Annotated in this window: 13 protein-coding genes; 9 read left to right on the top strand and 4 right to left on the bottom strand. The window is 61.4% G+C overall.

Annotated features, from left to right (window positions below):
• Position 1: 1 nt before the first annotated feature.
• The 3 genes from FP026_RS05430 to FP026_RS05420 are packed head-to-tail and all read right to left on the bottom strand — an operon-like array spanning position 2 to position 3,933.
• Positions 2-1,153, bottom strand: coding sequence for an ABC transporter permease (locus FP026_RS05430; protein ID WP_149633590.1), 1,152 nt, complete (start codon positions 1,151-1,153; stop codon positions 2-4).
• Complete coding sequence (locus tag FP026_RS05425) at positions 1,150-2,910, bottom strand: ATP-binding cassette domain-containing protein (RefSeq protein WP_149633589.1); 1,761 nt, start codon at positions 2,908-2,910, stop codon at positions 1,150-1,152. Before FP026_RS05425 ends, FP026_RS05430 begins: the two co-directional genes overlap by 4 nt.
• A 12-nt stretch (positions 2,911-2,922) precedes the next feature.
• Entirely contained in the window at positions 2,923-3,933 is a 1,011-nt protein-coding gene (locus tag FP026_RS05420) for an efflux RND transporter periplasmic adaptor subunit (protein WP_149633588.1), read from the bottom strand.
• A gap of 195 nt (positions 3,934-4,128) precedes the next feature.
• Here FP026_RS05420 and FP026_RS05415 point away from each other — a divergent pair, with 195 nt between their 5' ends.
• On the top strand, positions 4,129-4,764 hold the full coding sequence (locus FP026_RS05415) for a TetR/AcrR family transcriptional regulator (protein ID WP_188112502.1): 636 nt from the start codon (positions 4,129-4,131) through the stop codon (positions 4,762-4,764).
• A 30-nt stretch (positions 4,765-4,794) separates the two neighbouring features.
• On the opposite strand, the gene FP026_RS05410 is transcribed toward FP026_RS05415, so the two are convergent.
• A complete protein-coding gene (locus tag FP026_RS05410; protein WP_149633679.1) occupies positions 4,795-6,081 on the bottom strand; it encodes a DUF882 domain-containing protein in 1,287 nt (428 codons plus the stop codon).
• A gap of 478 nt (positions 6,082-6,559) precedes the next feature.
• Here FP026_RS05410 and FP026_RS05405 point away from each other — a divergent pair, with 478 nt between their 5' ends.
• The 8 genes from FP026_RS05405 to FP026_RS05370 all read left to right on the top strand — a co-directional run bounded on the left by FP026_RS05405 (position 6,560) and on the right by FP026_RS05370 (position 17,324).
• Positions 6,560-9,127, top strand: a complete 2,568-nt coding sequence (locus tag FP026_RS05405) for a LuxR C-terminal-related transcriptional regulator (protein WP_246665245.1) — start codon at positions 6,560-6,562, stop codon at positions 9,125-9,127.
• Positions 9,128-9,225: 98 nt separating this feature from the next.
• Entirely contained in the window at positions 9,226-10,917 is a 1,692-nt protein-coding gene (locus FP026_RS05400; RefSeq protein WP_149633585.1) for a hydantoinase B/oxoprolinase family protein, read from the top strand.
• Positions 10,914-12,977: a hydantoinase/oxoprolinase family protein gene (locus tag FP026_RS05395; RefSeq protein WP_149633584.1), complete on the top strand. Its 2,064-nt coding sequence runs from the start codon at positions 10,914-10,916 to the stop codon at positions 12,975-12,977. Before FP026_RS05400 ends, FP026_RS05395 begins: the two co-directional genes overlap by 4 nt.
• 1 nt (position 12,978) lies before the next feature.
• Entirely contained in the window at positions 12,979-14,076 is a 1,098-nt protein-coding gene (locus FP026_RS05390; protein ID WP_149633583.1) for an ABC transporter ATP-binding protein, read from the top strand.
• 48 nt (positions 14,077-14,124) lie between these two features.
• A complete protein-coding gene (locus FP026_RS05385) occupies positions 14,125-15,297 on the top strand; it encodes an ABC transporter substrate-binding protein (protein ID WP_149633582.1) in 1,173 nt (390 codons plus the stop codon).
• 92 nt (positions 15,298-15,389) lie between these two features.
• Positions 15,390-16,244: an ABC transporter permease gene (locus tag FP026_RS05380; RefSeq protein ID WP_149633581.1), complete on the top strand. Its 855-nt coding sequence runs from the start codon at positions 15,390-15,392 to the stop codon at positions 16,242-16,244.
• Entirely contained in the window at positions 16,241-17,041 is an 801-nt protein-coding gene (locus FP026_RS05375; RefSeq protein WP_149633580.1) for an ABC transporter permease, read from the top strand. The genes FP026_RS05380 and FP026_RS05375 overlap by 4 nt, the downstream gene beginning before the upstream one ends.
• Before the next feature lie 73 nt (positions 17,042-17,114).
• Positions 17,115-17,324, top strand: coding sequence for a hypothetical protein (locus FP026_RS05370; protein ID WP_112344522.1), 210 nt, complete (start codon positions 17,115-17,117; stop codon positions 17,322-17,324).
• Positions 17,325-17,487: the final 163 nt, after the last annotated feature.

The raw sequence follows: 17,487 nt of genomic DNA, 5'->3' as shown, positions 1-17,487 counted from the left end.
GCTACGCGATCCTCTTGCGGGTCATGCGCACGGCAAGCGCCAGAAGTGCTGCGGCCATGCCGGCCAGCACGGCCGCGTTTGGCAGGATGACGCTCCAGATGTTGCCGGCGAGAAACAGGGTCTGCAACAGGGTGACGAAGTAGCGGCCGGGGAAGATATAGGTGATGATCTGTACGGCAAAGGGCATGCTCCTCGGGTCGAACATGAAGCCCGAGAGCATCATTGCCGGCAGGAAGGTGACGAGAACGGTCACCTGACTGGCGATGAACTGGCTCTTCGTGATCGAGGATATGGCAAGGCCGAGCCCAAGCGCCACCAGGAGATAGAGCATGGAGACGACGGTCAGGATCAGCAGCGACCCTCGAAGCGGCACGCCGAAGAGCAGCCGGCTGCCGACGACGCAAAGCGCAAGCCCGGCGAGCCCGAGAAGAAAATAGGGGACCGTCTTGCCGAGCAGGATTTCGCCCGAGCGGACTGGTGTCACGAACAGCGCCTCGAAAGTGCCGCGTTCCCATTCCCGCGCCATGACGAGCGCGGTCAGGAGCGCGCCGATCAGCGTCATGACGAGGACGACGAGCCCCGGGACCAGAAAATAGCTGCTGTCATTGGCTTCGTTGAACCAAAGCCGGGACTCGATCGTCACGCCGCTGCCGGCGGCCGCCCCTTTGCGGGACGCTTCCTTGGCATTCCAGACGCCGACTGCCGCTTCGGCGTAGCTCAGCGAAATGCGGGCGGTGTTTGCATCGCTGCCGTTGACGACTATCTGCACCTCGCCATTGCCAGAGGCCATTTTACGCGCGAAATCTGAGGGAATGCGCAGAATTACCCTTGCCTTCGATGACAGAAGCATCTTTTCGGCTTCGGCCATCGTCTTGACCGGCTTCGGCGAAAAATAGCTGGAGAGTTCGAAGGCCGAGGCCAGCCCGCGCGCCTCGGCCGAATTCTCTTCCATGACGATCGCAACGGGAACGTTCTTGACGTCCAGATTGATGCCGTATCCGAACAGGATAAGCAGCGCCACCGGCATGACGATGCCGATCGCGATGCTGCTTGGGTCGCGCAGAAGCTGCCAGGTCTCCTTGCGGATGAGCGCGCGGATGCGGCGCAGAGCTGCGCGCAATCCGTGGCCAGGGCTATCGACGGGTTCGTTCATGCCGCTTTCTCCGCCTGTTTGTTACGCTCCTGCTCGACGATCGCGATGAAGGCCTCCTCCATCGTTGCCGCCGCCTCGCCGCGTGTCCCGGCATGGGCGCGGATTTCGACCGGCGTTCCTTCGGCCAGGTTCTTGCCGGCATCCAGGATGATGATCCGGTCGCAATATTCGGCTTCTTCCATGAAATGCGTCGTCACGATGATGGTCACGCCTTGCTCGGACAGGACGGTGATCCGGCCCCAGAATTGCCGCCGCGCTAGCGGATCGGCGCCGCTGGTTGCTTCGTCGAGGAAGAGAATATCCGGCTCGTGCAGCAGGGCGGCGGCAAGCGCCAGCCGCTGCTTGAAGCCTCCGGGCAGTTGGCCGCTGGGCAGCCTGGAGAATTGGTCCAGTTCGAACTGGTTCTTCAAAGCGGCGATCCTGTCCTTTCTTTGTTTGCCGCGCAGCCCATAGGCGCTTGCGAAGAACTCCAGATTCTCGTCGACACTCAGCTGGCCGTAGAGCGAAAACTTTTGTGCGACATAGCCCAGCCGCTCTCGGGCCTTGGCACCGGCTCGCCGCAGATCGGAGCCGGCGACCATCAATGTGCCGCCACTTGCGGGAAGCAGGCCGCAAAGCATCCGGAATGTCGTGCTTTTCCCTGCTCCGTTGGGGCCAAGCAGACCGTAGACCTCGCCCTTGCGGACGCTGAAGCTGACCTGGTCGACGGCGGTGAAATCCCCGAACTTGCGGACGAGGTCGTGAACCTCGACGACGGTTTCGGCGCTGTTGTGATTATCCGATGGCCGGGAAATGTGTGTCCTGCGCTCGGCATCTCCGGCAACGGCATCGAACAGCATCATGAAGGCATCTTCGAAACGCGGTGCCACGCTTTCGGCGTCGAGCTCGGTGTCGTCCACTAGCAGCGGTGTGTCCTTTTGATCCGCCTTGCGCACGATCCTGACCCGGCCGGCTTCCGGGACGGCGTCGATAATACCAGGCAGGGCGAAAAGACGCGCCTGCAGGGACCTTGCCGGCATGTCCTTCGGTGTGGGCACCATGAAGCAGCAGCCATCAGCCTTCTTCGTTATGTCGGCAGGTGCTCCCTGATCGAGGATCCTGCCCGCGTGCATGAGCACGGCGTGTTCACAGCGTTCGGCCTCATCGAGATAGGAGGTCGCCACGATCACCGAGAGCCCGTCCTCCTTGACGAGCTTGAAGACGATTTCCCAGAGTTCGCGCCGCGACAGCGGATCGACGCCGACGGTGGGCTCGTCGAGCAGCAGCAGTTCGGGTGCCCGCACCAGTGTGCAGGCAAGGCCGAGCTTCTGCTTCATACCACCAGACAATTTTCCCGCCGGCCGTTCCTTGAAGCGCCCAAGCTGCGTCATTTCGAAGAGACGCGGGTAGGTTTCGTCGCGCTTCGATTGCGTCACGCCATGCAGATCGGCGTAAAGATCGAGGTTCTCCTGAACGCTCAGATCTTCATAGAGGCCGAATTTCTGCGGCATATAGCCGATCCGGTCCTGAACATGCTGTGGCTCCGCGGCGATATCAAAGCCGATCACTTGCAAACTGCCGCTATCGGGTGCGATGAGGCCACATGCCAAGCGCAGCAACGTCGTCTTGCCGGCGCCATCCGGGCCGACGAGCGCCGTCAGCGCGCCTTTCCGAACGTCGAGCGAGACATCGGCGAGCGCTTCCACCGTTTCTCCGGTATCCCGATGAAACGTCTTGCAAAGCTTGCTTGCTATTACCGAGAGATCGCCGGCGCTCATGGCATCCTCGTTCTATTGCTGCTGCGCGGTTGGCGGAGCCGCCAGTTCGCCGGCAAGCGGCTGGACGGTTGCCGGCATGCCCAGCCGCAGCATGTTGTCGGGGTCGTCGACGAAGATCCTGACCTCGTAGACGAGGCTCGTGCGCAATTCCTCCGTCTCAACCGATTTCGGCGTGAACTCTGCAACGGAGGAAATGAAGCCGATCCATCCCCCGATCGTCCGCCCTGGCAGCGAATCCACAGTGACGGAGGCTTTCATGCCGGGACGGAGCATCCCAAGCTGGGTTTCCGAGACATAGGCACGCACCCATTTCGGGCTGATGGTCGCAAGCGAGAAGGCGGCTCGGGTGGGAGACGCCATTTCGCCGGGCTCGATCAGCCTGGACTGCACGATAGCGTCGACGGGTGCTCTCAATTCGGCGTCGGCAAGCTGTTGATGGAGAAGCGCGACATTGGCCTCAGCCGCATGCAGCTGCGCTTCGGCCTCCTCAATATCCTCTACGCGCGAGCCGGCAACGAGCAGATCGAGCGCCTTCTGGTTTGCGATGACCTTGGCATCGGCGACGGCGGCGGCCGAACGGGCTTCGTCCAGAGCCTGCTGGCTGACGGCTGCCTTGGGAGCAAGCGCGTTCTGACGTTCGAACTGGGCGCGGGCATTGATGGCCTCCGCCCTGGCGGATTCGACATTGGCGCGAGACTGGGCGATCTCCTCGGGGCGGCTGCCGTTCTTGAGGCGGCTGAGATTGGCGCGTTGGCTGGCAGCCTGCGCTTCTGCTTGGTTGACCTGCGGTTGGAGCCGGCTGGTATCCAGCCGGGCGACGATCTGGCCTTTCTTGACTTGCGCGCCCTCTTCGACAAGGACTTCGGCCACACGTTCGCTGCCATTGAAGGCAAGAGTGAGTTGTCTGAAGTCGATATTTCCATAGAGAACGACATCGTTCGAGCCGTTATCCCGATGGAGATACCACCAGGCACCGCCCGCGATGGCGATCAATAAGACCAGGATGACGATGACACGCTGCATGCTTTGTTGAACTCCGAACGAGCGGTCGGCTCTGGTGAAACGAATGGTGACCGAGATTGATCCGGAGCAGATTATAGCACTTGTCAAATTCAAATTTCAAATTAATATTTGAATTAATGGAAGGCAGAGACAATGGCCAGAGGCAATAAACGAATGGCGCGATCACGAGATCGGCAGGACGGTGCGGCCACGCGCATGAGCCTGCTCGAAGCCGGCGGCGCCGTTTTCGCCGAACTCGGCTTCGACCGCGCGACCGCAAAGGAAATCGCCCTGCGTGCGGGAACGAACGCGGCTGCCGTCAATTATCATTTCGGCGGCATCGAGGCTTTGTACGAAAACGTCCTTGCAGAGGCGCATCATCGCCTGATGAGTTACGACGTGCTCGCCCGCATGATTAATGCGGACATCGATCCGAAAGAGAAGCTGCGCCGGTTTATCGGCCTGCTGGTAAAGGTGGTCAGGACAGGGAATGAGAATTCATGGCCGGCCAAGGTGATCGTCCGCGAAGTGATCGCGCCGACACCTCATATCGACAAGCTTCGCCGTGAGGAGATCGAGCCCAAAAAGGCTTTACTGTTTAGTGTCATCGCCCAGATCCTTGGCGTGGCGCCGGACCATCCGCTTGTGGCTCAGGCCGCGTTTTCGACGATGGCGCCTTGCTTTATGCTTCTGGTGGCCGAAAAACGCGTGTCCGAGATCATTCCGGTGCTTGGGCGGGATGCGACTACGGATGAGGAACTGGCGAACCGGCTGGCTCGCTTTACGCTTGGCGGTCTGGCTGAGCTGTCGTTGTCGGAGCACGCGGGTCGGCCACCGGATGCATCGAACTGATTTGTCACCGGCGAGGGGACGAAGGCGGCCTCAGCCTTCGAAGCCGAACCGCTCGACATCGAAGTCGTCACCGTCATAGGCGGTGCCGTCCTGAATGTCGGCCATATCCTCATGCATCGGTATCGGCGCGCTGATGAGGCTTGGGAGCGTCATGTTGGCTGCCGTGCCTGGCGGCTGCAACGCCCAGGCGACAATGGCCCCGGTCGACATGGCCCCGACGCCGCCGGATATTTCCTGCGCGGCGGAGCTCGGCAGCTGCGCCATTGGCTGCATCTTTGCCATGGCGCTATCGGCCATATTCTTCGCATTGTCCGACACGACGAGTTTTCCGGCGTCGTTGCGTCCCACCACGAGGCTTGCCAGCACAACGGGGGCGGCGGGCCTTTCAGGGGCGGCCGTCGGGATGACGACGACGCTTATGGGGCGCCATGCCGGCAGCGGAACGGCATAGGCGGCCAGATCGGCAAAGGGCTGCTCTTTGCTTTCTTCAGCCACGCGCTTGTCGAGCTGAGCCTCCAGCCCGTTCACGGCTCGGCTCCTGGGCGTCGGCAGCATGCTGGTCATAAGGCTGCTGTCGGGTACACCGCTACGAGATGCAGCCGACGATCCGGCATCATCATCGTCCTCTACCACGGCCGCGATCCTGCTGCTTACCTGGGATGGCCGCTTCCTGGATTGCGCGACCGCTACCTCGTAGCCCGGCAGCGGTCTGCCGTCCGCCGGCATATGCAGCGTCTGCCCACTCGGGAAAAGCCGTGCCAGTTCCTGGCGCGACATTCTCGGCCATGCGCGAACCCTGCCGACATCCAGATGCACGAAGGGCGAGCCTGAATTGGGATAAAAGCCGACGCCGCCGATCTGCATCTGCATGGCAATTGCGCGCAAGCTCGCAAGCTTCACGCCGGGGATATAGAAATCCATCGCCTTGCCGAGCGTGTGCTGGCTGTGCTTTGCGACGCCGGAACTGCGCGAGCGGTTGCGCAGCATGCCGTTGGTCGAGGGAGAGCGGTAGGCCGAGACGACGTGTATGGGTTCCTTAGCGCCGCTGCGTTGATAGACCTCCCAGACGAGATCGAGCAATTCCGGAGCGATCCGGGTCGGTTCGTTCTTTCGCCAGTCGCGCAAGAAGCGGTTGATCTGGGCAAGGCCTCTCGGATCATATTTGCCGCCGCGCTTGAAGACGATGGTCGCCCTTTCCCCGGTATGGGTGAAGAAGAGCTTGAGCGCCCGGTCTTCGGCCGCAGCCGAGCCGGCAAAGGCGCCAAGCATCAGCATCGCGATCAGCGCCACCCGGCAAGCGACGAAGGAGGAGGCCATGGCGAAAGTTGTCGCCGAGATGGAAAAGATCGCGTGATGCACGGATACGACTTTCGCCCTTGCTAATAGACACAGAACTCAGAGGCGCCGCGCCTGCGGCATCGCTATACCTTCGATTATGGTCAACAAATCCCTAACGGACGGTTTATAGGCGGAACCGGCAAAATTTTGTTCTCGTAAACATGTCGATAGAGGGTCTACGGCCCGGGTTTCGTCTCAATCCATCCCCGTTTCGAAGACCTCGCGCTTTTCGTTGCGATGGCGAGAAAAATCAACTATTGCATGTAGGCGTAGTCTTCTGAACGATAGAGATCAACCGGCTTTGCAAACGTTTTCGCGCGGGTTGCAAACTGCTTGCCAAGACAGCATCATCCGGCCCATGAGTGGACAGAATCGATTTGCTCCCCCGTCCAGCGGGCAGCAAACTATTAGACGTAGCGACCTGTTGCGGCAGCTCCGGCGCGCCGGGCTGCGCCGCTTGACGACCATTGTCGCGCCCGCCGGCTACGGCAAGACGTCGCTCGCCGTCCAATGGTACGAGTTGCTGAAGGAAGACGGGGTCAAGCTGTGCTGGGTGTCGCTCGATGCCGAGCATACGAACCAGGAAGCTTTCCTGCTCGCTTTGATCGATGCCCTGCAGACGCTTTTGAACGAGGACGGTGCGGATGTCGGCAACCTGCCGGCCGCAGCGCTTCTTTCCGTACTCGGGACGCGCCTGCGCAAGATCGAAGAGCCGCTCGTCATTTTCCTCGACGATTATCACTTCGCTCAGACCGATGCGACCGAGGCCCTGATGGCAAAGATCCTTGCCGATCTTTCGCTCGAGCACGTCAAGCTGGTGCTGGTCAGCCGCAGTCCGCCGCGCTTTCCTCTGTCGGCATTGCGGCTGCGCGGCGAATTCAAGCAGTTCGGTGTGACCGAACTCGGCTTTTCCGATGCGGAAGCGCGAGAGTTGTTCGAAGGTAAGGGTGCGCATCTGACCGAAGAGCAGGTCGGCTCCTTCAATCGCCGCACGGAGGGCTGGGCCGTCGCGTTGCAGATGGTGAGCCTGCTGGTCGCGGAATCCGAGGAAAGCGACACCATTCTCGCCTCCTTCGACGGCGGCGGCGCCGATATGGGCGCCTACCTCTCGGAGCAGGTGTTTGAACATCTGCCCGAGGATATCCGCCTGTTTCTGGTCGAGACGGCCGCCTTGCCGGCTTTCAATCAGCCGCTTCTCGAAGCGGTGCTGGGACGTGGCGGACACGCCGGCTTGATCGAGCGGCTGAATGAGTACGCTCTTCCGGTGACCTTGCTTGCCGGGCCTGGCAACTGGATGCGGTTCCACCCGGTCTTCAACGAGTTTCTCAAGAGAACCGCCAGTCGCAGGGGTGTCGATGCCAACCGCGCCCTGAATCGGGCGGCACACTGGTTCGAGGCGCGCGGCGACATCGACCGCGCCGTCCACCATGCGCTTCTGGCGGGCGATGCCAATCTTGCGGCGCGCATTGTCGAAACCGCCGGCGGCTGGCGGCGCGTCTATGCCACCACGCGGGGCGGCGCAACGCTTTTCCAGGCCTTGAGCGGACATGCATCGGAGATCGATCTGGTCCGCTTTCCGCTCGCGACACTGGGACTTTCGATTTTTCATGCCAAAGCGGCGCAGCTTGCCGCAGCCAATCACTACCTCGTCACGGCCGAGCGCGCCGCCGCGGGTGATCCGATCCTTGCGAAAGACCTTCGCGTCGTGCGCATTCTCCTTGCGCTTTATACGGATCATTGGGCGAGCTCGGCCGATCTTTCGGCATTGGAAGATGATTTGCAGCAGCCGGACGGCATGGAACTCATCCATCGGGCGCTGGCGCTCAATATGCTGTCCTATAATTTCCTGATCCGAGGCGAACTAGATCGGGCGCTGCATTACGGTCATCTCGCCATTCGCGCCTTTCGTGACGGCGGCGCCGATTTCGGTGCGATGCATCTCTACACGCATATCGGCCAGGCCTTCTTTCTGTCGGGCGATTGCGCGAGCGCGCTTGCCGCTTACGACGAACTGATCAGCGAAGCCCAGACCAATATCGCTCCCGGCAGCGATCTCGACGCGGTCGGCCAAGTCCTCAAGGCGGAAGTTCTGTCGATGCGGGGCGAGGCAGATGCCGCGGCCGGCATGCTCGAATGGGCGCTGCCGCATCTCGAGCGCCACGATACATGGTTTGATCTTCTCGCAGCGGGTTTCATGGCCGAACAACAGGTCTTGCGCATGCATGAGGATTTCCTGGCGGCCCACGCTGCCATGGATCGCATTCGTGCGGCGGCGCGGCGCCGCGGCTTCGATCGGCTCACCCGCCTGATCGATGGCGAGCGCGCCATGCTTCTCATGGCATCGGGCGATCTCGATCAGGCGATCCGGCACGCCGAAGCCAGTGGTTTCGGCGTACAGGCAATCGTTGCGGATCGCGACAATCTGCTTTCCATCCATCTGCGCGGCGCGACGCCGGCAATTTTCTGGACGCGCGCTTATCTGGCGCTCGGTGAAGTCTCCAAGGCGCGCGAGGTCTTCGACCAGTTCAGAACGCGTCAGTCCCAGCGCCTGCATGTTCCGCGCGCGATCGAGCTTGCTCTCATCGAGATAGGGATCCTGCTTGCCGAGGGCCGGGCCGATGTCGCCGCCGCCCGCCTTTCCGATCTTGTGCTGACGATGCCGCTCGACGACTATCGGGCCTTGCTGCATCTCGATCATGCGGCGGGCCTTGGAGAGCTTCGCGCGCTTGCCAATCACCCGACGGTGGCAAACGTGACCCGCAAACGTCTCCAGTCTCTGCTCGTGGCTCCCGAGACGATGCAGGAACCTGGCATTACCGACGGCGGGTCCGCCTTTACCGGCCGGGAACGCATGGTGCTGGAGTTGCTGAGTTCGGGGCTTTCCAACAAGGAAATCGGCCGGATGCTGACGCTTTCCGACAACACGATCAAATTCCATCTGCGCAATATCTTTGCCAAGCTCAACGTCTCGACGCGGACGGCAGCCGTCACGGCAGCGCGTCAAAAGGGCATGCTCAATAAATAACCTACCCGAACGGGTAGGTTTCCGCATGTGCGCCCACCCATCGGGAAGGCTTTCGACGGACGAAAAAACACCTAATCTGCACTCGTGCGAATATTATAATGCGGGGTAGATTCGTGGTCGTCGTCGATCCGGTGACGCAGGAGATTATCGAAGGCAAGCTGGCAGCCACCGTCGACGAGATGGGCGTGGTCATGGCCAGAACCTCGATGAGCCCCGTCATCTATGAGGTGCTTGATTTTGCCTGTGGTCTCCTGACGCCCGAAGGAGAACTCGTGGCGCAGATGAACGGCATCACGCTGTTTACCGGCACTTTTGGCACGCAGGTCAAGTCATTGATCGCGCTTTATGGCGAAGATCTGGAAGATGGCGACATTCTCCTGACGAACGACCCCTATTCCGGCGGCACGCATGCCTGCGATTTCGCCATCGTCAAGCCGATCTTCTTCGAAGGTCGGATTCTGGCCTATGCCATCAACGTAGCCCATTATCTTGACGTCGGCGGCTCGGTTCCCGGTTCCCTTGCGCCGAATGCCATCTCCGTCTTCCAGGAAGGATTGCGGTTGCCGGGTGTGAAAGTGGTACGCAGCGATCGCTTTTCGGGAGAAATCCTGCGGATCATCCGCGAAAATGTCCGTTTGCCTGACGTTGCGATCGGCGATCTCACCGCACAGGTGGCGACCGTTCGCGTTGCCGCCCGCCGCATGGCCGAATTGGCCCGCAAATACGGAAGCGACGTCGTCAAGGCCGCATTCGATCACCTCCTGACCGTAAGCGAGAAGCAGGCGCGCGCCGCCATCGCAGCGCTGCCCGACGGGGTCTATGAAGCGACCGACATTATCGATGGCGACGGCGTCACCACCGATCCCATCAGGGTCCAGGTGGCGGTCACGATCGCCGGCGATCGGCTGACGGCGGATTTCACCGGCTGCCCGCCTGCGGTCGCGGGGCCGATCAATTGCGCGGTGGGTGCGCTACAATCGGCCGTTCGAACCATCTTCAAAGCGCTGGTGGCGCCGGAGGCGCCTTCCAACGAGGGCTGGTTCCGGCCGCTCACCGTCATCGCGCCGAAAGGTTCGGTTTTCACGGCGGAGAAGCCTTCGCCGACGGGCTGGTATTACGAAGGCTCGGTGCATGCCTCCGAACTCGTCTGGAAGGCGCTCGCTAAGCTCATGCCCGAGCGCTTCTCCGCCGGTTCCTATACGAGCCTTTGCGTCGTCTATATCGCCGGCAGGGATGCGATGGGGCAGCCGTTCATCCATATCGAGCCGCAGCATGGAGGCTGGGGGGCGAGCAAGGACGGCGACGGTGCCAATGCGTTGATCGCGCTGACCGATGGCGATACCTACAACTATTCCGTCGAGGTCATTGAAGCACGCTTTCCCCTGCTCGTGCGCCGCTATGCGCTGAACGTCGAGGGGGGATCGGGCGCCGGTCGCCGCCGCGGCGGTTTCGGCGTCATCCGCGATTACGAGATTCTCGGAGACGACGTATCAGCCTATTGCAGCTTCGGGCGCACGGACACACCGCCCTGGGGCATCGAAGGAGGCAAGCCCGGTAGCATCAATCTCCTGCAGGTGGAGGATGGCGGCAAGGTCAGCAATTTCGGACGCGAGCCGCATATTGGGCTGAACAGCGGCGATCTCGTGCGCATCATCACCGGCGGCGGCGGCGGTTGGGGTGAGCCGCACGCACGCGAGCCGGAACATGTCCGCCGCGATATCGAAAACGGCTACATCACCCGCGAGGCGGCCCGCAGCCAGTACGGATACGAAGAGAGGATGGCGGGATGATCAGACTGGCGACGGATGTAGGCGGTACGTTTACCGACCTCGTCGGTTATGATGAGCGCACGGGCGAGATCTTCACCGCCAAGAGCCTGACGACCGTTCACGATCAATCCGAAGGCGTTCTTGCAGCGATCGAACTTGCCGAAAAGAAGGACGGGCTTTCGACGCGCGACGTGATCTTCTTCGCCCATGGCGGGACGACCGTCATCAACGCGATCACTGAGCGCAAGGGTGTCAGGACGGCCCTGGTGACCACCGCCGGTTTTCGTGATGTATTGGAAATCGGCCGCGGCAATCGCCCCGATCTCTATAATCTCCGGTTCAAAAGCCCCGAGCCCTTCGTGCCGCGCAGCCTGCGCTTCGAGGTGCGCGAGCGCATGGATGCCAAGGGCCGGGTGCTGACGCCCATCGAGCTTGGCGATGTCGAGGCGATCATCCGCGAGTGCCGCGCCCGCAAGGTCGAGGCGGTGGCCGTGGTCTTCCTCCACAGCTACGTCAATCCCGAGCACGAAATCGCCTGCGCCAAGGCGATTGCCGAGGCGCTGCCGGATGTGACTGTTTGCGCCAGCCACGAGGTTTCGCGTCAATGGCGGGAATATGAGCGCTCCAATACGGCGGTGCTCAACGCCTATGTGCAGCCGATCATCAAGCGCTATTTCGCCCGGCTCGAAAGCGCGCTGATGGAGCGCGATCTCACCTGCCCTTATTATGCGATGCAGTCGAACGGCGGCATCTCCACCTTCGATCAGGCGCAGATGAGCCCGCTGACGCTGGTCGAATCCGGCCCGGCCGGCGGCGTTGCTGGTGCTGCGCGCATCGGTGCCGTAATGGCTGAATCGGAAGTGCTGTCGCTCGATGTCGGCGGCACGACAGCAAAATGTTCCCTGATTCACGACAGCCGGCCGACGCTCGACAGTGAATACAAGCTCGAGCATACCCGCATCGCGCCCGGCTATCCGGTGCAGGTGCCCGTGGTCGATATTGTCGAGATCGGCGCCGGCGGCGGCTCGATCGCCCGCATCGACGAGCGTGGCGCGCTCTGCGTCGGACCGGAAAGCGCCGGCTCGACCCCAGGCCCGGCCTGCTATGGAAGAGGCGGGGACAAACCGACCCTTTCCGACGCCTTGCTGACGCTCGGCATTTTCGATCCGGCGAGCTTTGCCGGCGGGCAGATGCAGCTCGACAAATCCAAGGCCGCCGCCGCGATTGCGACGGTTGCCAAGCCGATGGACCTGTCGGTCGAGGATGCAGCGCTTGCCATTGTCCAGATCGCCCATGCGTCGATGATCAATGCGCTGAAGCTCGTGACGGTTCAGCGCGGGCACGACCCGCGCGACGCCGCTTTTGTCATTTCCGGCGGCGCCGGTCCTGCGCTTGCTGCCGGCCTTGGGCGCGACCTCGGGGTGAAGGTGACGGTAGTGCCGCCGCATCCCGGCATCTTTTCCGCCTGGGGCATGCTGGCGGCCGAGCCGCGGGCCGATTTCCGCAGCACCTGGTTTGCGGCCCTCGCGTCGGAGGCTGTCAGCAATCTCAAGCGCCGGTTCGACGAGTTGAAGCGGGATGCGGTCAGATATTTCTCCAAGGGCGATGCAGCTGAGATCCGCTACGTCTGCCGAGTCGAGGCCCGGTATCGCGGCCAGGAACACGGTGTCTTCGCCCTGTTCGAAATGGACGACGACGCCGAAAGCTTTGCGGAACGTTTCCATGCAGCGCATGAGCGCGCCTATACGTTCCGTCTGCCCGGCTCGCCGGTCGAAATCACCATGATCCATCTGGAGGCGGTGCTCCACGGTCCCGTCATCGCCATCCCGAAACTCGATCCTGTCGGCCGTTCGCTGGAGGTGGCCCTGAAGGGACATCGCAAGGTCTATTTCGGCGGCGCGGTCGGTTGGGTATCTTGCCCGGTCTACGAACGCGCGAAACTGCCCGCTTCCGAGAAGATCGCCGGCCCGCTCCTCATCGAGGAAGCGACTGCAACCTCGCTGGTGGCTGCCGGACAGGAACTTGAAGTGAGCAGGGAGGGGCTGCTGCTCATCCGCGAATGCGATGGGAGAAGCGTCTGATATGGCGATTGCGATCAGTCTCGACCATATCGTCAGAAGTTTCGGGCCGATGCGGGCCGTCGATAACGTGACGCTCGACATTAGAGCAGGGGAGTTCTTTACGCTGCTCGGCTCGTCCGGCTGCGGCAAGAGCTCGCTTTTGAAGCTGATCGGCGGTTTCGACAGGCCGACTTCGGGCCGCGTGCTTTTCGATGGGAGAGATATGGCCGGCGTTCCGGCCAATCGCCGGCCGGTCAACACCGTTTTCCAGTCGCTCGGACTCTTCCCGCATATGAATGTCGCGCAGAATGTCGGCTATGGGCTGAAGTTGCGTGGGCTTGCCGGTGCCAGGCTGAAGGCCAAGGTCGAGAATGCTTTGGATCTCGTCGAGCTTTCCGGCTTTGCCGATCGCGACGTCAATCTTCTTTCAGGCGGCCAGCGCCAGCGCGTGGCGCTCGCTCGCGCGCTCGTCATGGAGCCGGGTATCCTTCTCCTCGATGAACCGCTGACCGGACTTGACGAGCGCTTGCGCCAGCAGATGCGCGACGAATTCGGGCGGCTGCACAAGCGTACCGGCGCGACCTTCATTCTCGTTACCCACAATCAGGACGAGGCGCTCAGCCTTTCCGATCGCATGGCGGTCATGCACAAGGGACGCATCGAGCAGACCGATGTGCCGTCCCGTTTCTTCGAGGCGCCGGTCAATGCCTTCGTTGCACGCTTTGTCGGTATCGATACGCTTCTTAAGCCTGAAAGCATTGCGGTTTCCGGCGAAAAGGCCATTGCCACGATCGCCGGCCAACGGCTGAGCGCGACTTTTTCCGGGGCTGCGCCGCCGTCCGACGCCTTGGTCGCGATCCGCCCCGACCGGATTGAGCTTGTCCCGGCTGCCGCGATAGCGACCGAAGCAATTGAACTTAAGGTTGTCGAAAGCATCTATCGTGGACTCAGCCATGACGTTACGCTCGCTTTCGCCGACAGCCAGCGTGTGGTGCTAACGACCAGCGCGGACGCGACACCGCCCATGCCGGGCGAAAGCGTGCGCGTGCGTCTGAAGCCGGGTGCTGCGCTCTTGATTGATCGTTCCGGAATACCGGCCCTGGCTGCAGGCGATGAGTAGGACCCGAATAGCTGAAACAAGCGAAAAATGAGGGAAGGGAATGACACGATGAACAAAGATAGAGATCTCGCCTCCTCCGCCTTGAGGAGCAACATGCAGCGCCGTGACATGCTCAAGCTGATGGGCGCGGGCGCGGCCGCGCTCTCTTTTGGCGGATTGGCCGCGACGCAGGCCATGGCCGATGACGCAACGGTTGCATTCTGGGCCACGGCGACGCTCGACATCGGCGACAAGTGGCAGGAATTTGCGCGCCAGAGCGGCGTTTCGCCCGAATTCACCGATAACGGCAACGATGTCGGCCCGGTCGTCGCGCGCCTTGCCGCCGGCAATGCCAACGATCTTTTCGATGTCGGCGGCTTTCAGGGCGGCGCCGAAAGGGAGCTTGCCAAGCAGGGGCTGATCACACCCTGGGACGTTTCCAAGATCCCGAATTTCGCAGGCATCTGGCAATGGGCCAAGGATATCCCGACCTTGACCCATGAAGGCAAGCAATACGGCATCCCGACGGTCGTCAACGCCGACTCCATCATCTACCGCCCCGACAAGCTCGGCAAGGTCGACAGCTACGGCGTCATCTTCGATCCGAAGCTCAAGGGCCGGGTCGCGATGGAGGACGCCTGGATCAACAGCGCCATCTTCACCGCCATCTATCTCAAGGAAGCCGAAAACAAGCCGATCAAGGATCCGGGCAACCTGACGGAATCCGAACTCGGCCTCGTGATGGAATTCCTGATCAAGCACAAGAAGGATGGGCAGTTCCGGACCTTCTGGAATGGCTGGGAGCAGGGCGTGCAGCTGGTGGCGAACGAAGAGGTTGATGCCATGACCGGCTGGGAACCGATCGTCTATGAAGGCCGCAAGCGCGGGCTTCAGGTGGAATATGCCGCACCCGTCGAAGGCTATGAAGGCTGGGGCAACAACACGGTGTTGCTGAAGGGTGCCGCAGAGCGTGGCAAGGCCGAGGCCGCCCATAAATTCGTCGATGCATTGCTTGCTGGCCTCTACGGCTGCGAATTGGGCAAGGCGCGCGGTTATCTCGTGCCGACCGACAACAACCTCGCCTACGCCAAGGCCCATCCCGACGAATATAAGGCCCACGACGTCGCCAAGCTTGCCGATCATGTGAAGGCCAAGTTCTCCGGAAAGGTCTACTGGCAGAATTGCCGCCCGGACAATTTCCAACGCTACGAGGAATGGTGGCAGAGGCTGCGCAACGCCTGATGTAACGCGATGGATCGGGGCTGGCTCATCTGTCCAGGGACAGGCCGGCCCCGAGCCGATGGGATCAACGCCGGGAGAAGGAGGGTTAGACTATGAAGACACCAGTTCTATTGCTGGCTGCTCCGCTTGCGGCGATCCTCGTGCTCGGCCTTGCGCCGCTCGTCTTGGTCGTCGTCTGGAGTTTCTGTGCCTGGGATTCCGCGACTTACTGGATCAAGCCGGAGTTCAGCCTCGCCGCTTATGGCGCGGTGCTGGAGGCTGGGCGCTGGAGCGTGTTTCTGTCGACCCTCGGCAAAGCGTTTCTGACATCGGCTATTTGCCTCGTCATCGCCTATCCCACCGCCTATGCCATGTATTTCCTGGCTGGGCGTAGGCTGTCGGTTTTGCTCGCGGCTCTCCTTACCATCCCATTTTTCACGTCTTATCTCATCCGCTCCTTTTCCTGGCGGCTGTTGCTTGGCCGCACCGGCGTCATCAACACGTTGCTTCAGCAGGCTGGGATTATCGATGCGCCGCTCGACTGGCTGCTGTTCAGCGACTTTGCCGTTATTGTCGGGCTCGTCGCCTCCTATCTGCCGTTCGCCACCTTCCCTGTGCTGCTGTCGATGCGCCGCGTCGATCCGATTGCGCTGGCGGCATCGCGCGATCTCGGCGCCGGCTTCTGGACGATGGTGCGCACCGTGCTGCTGCCGCTGACCTATTCTGGTGTTTTTGCTGGGTTCCTATTTGTCTTCGTCATGGTCGCAGGCTCGTCGACCGAGGTGCAGATGCTTGGCGGCGCCGGTGCATCGATCGTGTCCGTGATGATCAATGACGTTATGCGTGTCGCCAATTTCCCGCTCGCCTTTGCGATCTCGACGCTGATGCTTGTGATCGTCTTCGGACTGGTGCTGATCGGAGACGCCATATTCGGCCTCTCCTCGTTGTTCGAGGAGCGTGGCCAATGATCGTCAGAGAGGGAACGACGCCGCGCATCGTCATCTGGACGCTGACCGTTATCGGTCTCGCCGTGATCTATGCGCCGCCGCTCTATTTGCTCGGCGTTTCCTTCAATCCGGCGCTGCAGCCCGGCCTGCCGCATTTTTCCGACATCACGCTGAAATGGTATTTCGCGCTCGGGGCGGAAAGCGCGCTTGTCGCCGCGCTCGGCCAATCGATCATGATAGCGCTTGCGACGGCTGTTATCGCGACCTTGCTGTCGCTCGGCGCTGCGCTCGCGTATCGCGAGCTGCACCGCGGCCGCAGCCTGTGGTTCCTGACCGTGCTTCTGCCGATGTTCGTGCCGGGCGTCATCCAGGGACTGGCGTTATCGACCGTTATCAGCCGCGCCGGCGTGAAGGCTTCGGCCTTGACCGTCATTGCCGGTCATCTGCTGTGGGCAATGCCTTTTGCCTTCATCGTCATTCTGACAAGCTTTGCCGTCGTCAAGCGGACCTATCTGATGGCGGCAGACGACCTTGGTGCGAGCCGCCTCCGGCAGTTCCTGGATATTACGCTGCCGTTGATCCGCCCGGGTCTCGTCAGCGCCTTCATCTTTTCGTTCCTGCTGTCCCTCAACGAGTTTACGCGCGCCTTCTATCTGGCCGGTCGCCAAAACACGTTGCCGGTGGTGCTGTTCGGCAAGATGAATGCCGGCGCTTCGCCGACGATTTACGCCATGTCCGGCGCAATCTTTCTAGTCTCCAGCGTTTGCGTGGTGGTCGTGGCACTGCGTTCGCTGCTCATGCAACGCCGAGCGGGTTGATCGATATGAAAAAGCAACTGACGGACCACACACTCCGCCGGCCCCTGATCCTCCATGAACGGGAGTATAGAGGATGAAGCAAGAGTCCAAGCTGATGGCGCTGATCCGCGCTGGAAAAAGACAGGAAGCGTTTGACATGGTCGAGCGGCTGAAAGCGGTCACGCAATCGCTGCCGACGTCGATCAAGGTGGATCGCACAGGTGCCGTGACCTATTACAAAGGGAACCGCCGCTTTGTAAGAAACTTACAAGGCGGCTGGGAACTAGCGCCGAAGAAAAAGTAGATCGCCGCCATACGAGTTATGGCGTCGGCCTCCCGACCCGATCAGGGCCGGAGAAATGACGGCGTCTGTCACCGCAGTTGCGACGGATGCTGTGATCAGAGGTCGCTGAATTGCGATATGGTTGCGGCTCTATTCTGTGGCGACGATCAAGAAAATAATGAGG

The organism is Martinezella tropici (assembly GCF_008370325.1).
GTDB lineage: Bacteria > Pseudomonadota > Alphaproteobacteria > Rhizobiales > Rhizobiaceae > Rhizobium > Rhizobium tropici_B.
The sequence above is the reverse complement of the archived record's forward strand: the minus strand, read 5'-3'. Positions and strand labels throughout refer to the sequence as shown.